The organism is Luteolibacter sp., assembly GCF_058122085.1.
Genome location: NZ_JBIKBQ010000181.1, coordinates 1 through 3,908 on the forward strand (window position 1 = coordinate 1; position 3,908 = coordinate 3,908).

Genomic DNA, 3,908 nt, shown 5'->3' on the forward strand with positions numbered 1-3,908 from the left:
GCAATGAAACCACAACCCCGAGGAACCGGATGCGTTAATTGCGCTCGTCCGGATCAGTGGGGGGCGTCGTCCGGCCTTCGGGCCGGGCGGCCCTATCCCGGAAGCAGCAATCGTTTCCGAATACTCGAGCTGGGGATGGGCGGTCATTTCCTTCTTCAGCTGGGCCTCGCTCATTTTGTGAACCTCCTTGATCGGCACGTTCGAGTCCTCCTTGCGGTATTCGACGAACACGATTCGCCCGCCCGGTCAGGCACGGGAAGCGGCGCGGCGCGGAAATTCTCCGCTGCCCTACCGCAAAGCGCGATTTCGATTTAGGTTCTACCTCTCGTCGTAACAAGAAATTTCACCTTTTGCGCTGGGAAGTGCCCGGGTTGCCGCAGCGGACATGATCCCACACGGAAAGGATTGCAGCGCCCCCCCCCCGCGATCACCGCCGCACCGATGCCGAGCGCGGGAAAAAAAAGCCGCCCTGTAAGAATGGAGGGAGTCTTCATGTAAGGTTAATCGCATCCGATCCGCCTCCACAATGATAGCCCGCGCTTTTTTCCCCAGTCTGCTGCTCTTCACGCCGCTGCTCCACGGGGCTGTGGATTTCAACCGTGAAGTTCGCCCAATCCTCTCGGACCGATGCTTCGCCTGTCACGGCCCGGATAGCGGGACACGCGAGGCGGGACTCAGGCTCGATACTTTCGAGGGGGCGACTGAAAAGCTGGAGAGCGGCAATCGGGCCATCGTGCCGGGAAATCCCAAGGCCAGCGAGATTTTCACGCGGATTCACGAGAAAGATCCCGACGAAATCATGCCACCCCCCAAGTTGAACCGCCCGCTCACCGAGGCAGAAAGGGGGATTCTCGTGCGCTGGATCGAGGAAGGAGCCATCTATGCCCGGCACTGGGCGTTCATTCCCACTGAAAAACATCCGGCCCCCGTCGTGAAAAACACGGCATGGCCCAAGGATGATATCGACCGTTTCATTCTCGAAAAACTCGAACCGCAAAAACTCACGCCAAACCCGCCAGCGGACCGGGGAGCGCTGCTGCGGCGCACTTCCTTCGTGCTCACCGGAATGCCCCCGTCGCCGGAACAGATTGCAGCATTTGTTAGCGACCCATCACCGGACGCCTATGAAAAGCAGGTGGACGCGCTTCTGGCCTCACCGCGTTTCGGCGAGCGAATGGCCCTTGATTGGCTGGATGTCTCACGCTTCGCCGACACCTATGGCTATCAGTCAGACAAGGAATGTTTTGTCTGGCCCTGGCGGAATTGGGTGATCGACGCCTTCAACAGCAATCTCCCTTACGACCGGTTTCTCACCTGGCAAATCGCAGGTGACCTATTGCCTAACGCCACGCAGGAACAACGGTTGGCAACCACCTTCAACCGACTCCACCGCCAAACCGAAGAAGGAGGCTCGATCGAGCAGGAGTTCCGCCAGGAATACGTCTCAGACCGTGTCCACACGGCCGGCACCGCATTCCTCGGTCTAACATTGGAGTGCAGCAAATGCCACGACCACAAATATGACCCCCTGCCACAGGCGGATTACTACAGCATGAGTGCCATGTTTGGCCAAATTGACGAATCCGGGCTGCTACCCTATTCCATTCACACCCCGGCTCCCGAGCCTTCGATGAGAATCGTGGAACCGAGCCAGATCCCCGAGTTGGAAAAACGGCAAGCCGCGCTGGCCACCGCACAGGCGGACCTGAAATCCACGTTGGCCAGCCGCGACGGGGCGTTCGAGCAATGGCTGGCCACCACCTCATCGCTGGCCCCACCCGTCCCTTCCGATCACTTCACCCTGGATGCGATTGTTGAGAAAAAACTACCTAACACGATTCCATCCGCCGCACCCGGCAGCATGTCAGGTGGCCAGCTTTCGCCAATGCCCGGAGCGGTCGACGGAGCCATGCAGTTCGACGGGGACACCGTCCTGCAACTCGACGGAGTCAAGGACATCACCCGCCATCAGCCGCTAAGTGTTTCCTTGCGGTTGTTCACACCCGACAAAAAACAACGTGCCGCGATCTTCCATACCGGACCGGCTCTGTTCTCGCAAATGGGGGATGCCGCTGGATTTGAAATGCTGATGGAAAACGGCAAGCTGCGCTGGAGTTGCATCCATCTTTGGCCGGGATGTGCGGTCTCCGTCGAAACAACCGACGATTTCCCGGTCGCGAAGTGGGTTCACGTGACGGTGACCTATGATGGCTCTTCTTCCGCCGCCGGATTGAGAATCCACTATGACGGCAAACCCGTTGCGATGAGGGTGCTGCACGATCACCTCGACAAGAATATCACCACCCAAATCATGCGGGTCGGCGCGCGGCCTCGCGATGACCGTGGGTTTGCGGAAGGCCGGATGGACGAAATCAAAATCTTCCGCCAGGCGCTGTCTTCGCTGGAAGTGGCCGACCTTCATGCGCCCGTGTTAGAATCAAACTTCCAGTCCGCCAAGGCTGGAGACCCCGTGGCAAAGGCTGCGGTGCGCGCACACTACTTGGAGCGTATTGACCCGGAAGTCGCGAAAGCCCGCGAGACCGCCGTCGCCGCATGGAAGAGCCTTGAGGATGATTTCGAAAACAAACTGCCCTTGATCATGGTGATGAAGGAGTCGCCAAATCCGAAGCAGTTCCATGTCCTGACTCGCGGCGACTATGCTTCTCCCGATCTCAAGCGTCCTGTCGAAGCATCGCCGCCGACCGCCGTATTCCCGTTTGACCCGAAGGCGTCGAAGAATCGTCTGGGCCTCGCGCAATGGATGACCGATCCCAAGAACCCCCTGGTGTCCCGTGTCGCCGTGAACCGGCTGTGGATGATGTGTTTTGGCAATGGCATCGTCGCAACCCAGGAAAATTTCGGCATGCAGGGTGACGCACCTTCCCACATGGAACTGCTCGACACGCTGGCTTACGATTTTTCCCACAACGGCTGGGATGTGAAACGCATGCTCAAACGCATCCTGATGAGTGCCACCTTTCAACAGGCATCGGCAAGCTCGAAACAAAAGCAGGAAATCGATCCAAAAAACCAACTGCTTGCACGGGGGCCATCCTACCGCCTGTCCGCCGAGGCCATCCGGGATCAGGCCTTGCTCGCGGCAGGGCTGTTAGTGGAGCGCGTGGGAGGCCCCAGCGTCAAACCCTGGCAACCCGCCGGAGTGTGGTCGGAATCCGGGGCATCGGGGGGCGAATACAAACCGGACACTGGCGAGGGACTCCACCGCCGCAGTCTCTACACCTACCGCAAACGGACCGCGCCGCCACCCAGTCTGCTCACGCTGGATGCCGGCAGTCGTGAAATTTGCCAACCGCGCCGTCTCGCCACTAACACACCGCTCCAGCCGCTCCTCTTCCTCAATGACCAGGGCTTCTTCGAGTGCGCCGCCACTCTCGCAAAGCGTGTCATCAAGGAGCAACCCGGCGGACTTGATCCGCAAATCCAGCTCGCATTCCTCTGGCTGACCTCGCGTCAACCGGCACCCACCGAAATGACCATTCTCCGCGACCTTCACGCCCAACAGGTCGAACACTTCACCACCGACAAGGCTGCCGCAAAATCGGTATGCGGCGAGGACAATCCCACGCTTGCCGCCATGATGATTGTGTGTTCCACGCTGCTTACCTCCGACGCCGCCATCACCAACCGTTGAACCCTCATGAAACCCAGCGTTCCTTCCTACGATGATCTCATGCGCCAGACCCGGCGTCATTTTCTTGGCAAAGCCGGATTCAGCATCGGCGCGCTGGCGCTGAGCAACTTGTTAGGATCGAGGGCGGATGCCGCCTCCGTCGGTTCGCTCGGCGCGCCGCATTTCGCCCCCAAGGCGAAGCGGGTGATCTATCTATTCCAAGCCGGTGGCCCCTCGCATCTGGAAACCTTCGATTTCAAACCCCTCCTGCGCAGCG

The 3,908-nt window shown here is 59.5% G+C and carries 2 protein-coding genes and 1 pseudogene; 2 read left to right on the forward strand and 1 reads right to left on the reverse strand.

The genetic code is table 11. From position 1 onward, the window contains the following. Nucleotides 1-231, reverse strand: a pseudogene (locus AC4DF4_RS18020) (hypothetical protein); the annotation flags it as partial. 295 nt (nt 232-526) lie between these two features. On the opposite strand from AC4DF4_RS18020, the gene AC4DF4_RS18025 reads away from it, so the two are divergent. Together AC4DF4_RS18025 and AC4DF4_RS18030 are read left to right on the forward strand one after the other, a co-directional pair. Further along, nucleotides 527-3,652 carry a DUF1553 domain-containing protein gene (locus AC4DF4_RS18025; protein WP_490049489.1) on the forward strand — a complete coding sequence of 1,042 codons (3,126 nt, stop codon included), beginning with the start codon at nt 527-529 and terminating at the stop codon, nt 3,650-3,652. Nucleotides 3,653-3,658: 6 nt separating this feature from the next. Continuing rightward, nucleotides 3,659-3,908: DUF1501 domain-containing protein (locus AC4DF4_RS18030; protein WP_490049490.1), on the forward strand; the 250-nt coding region annotated here is incomplete at its 3' end.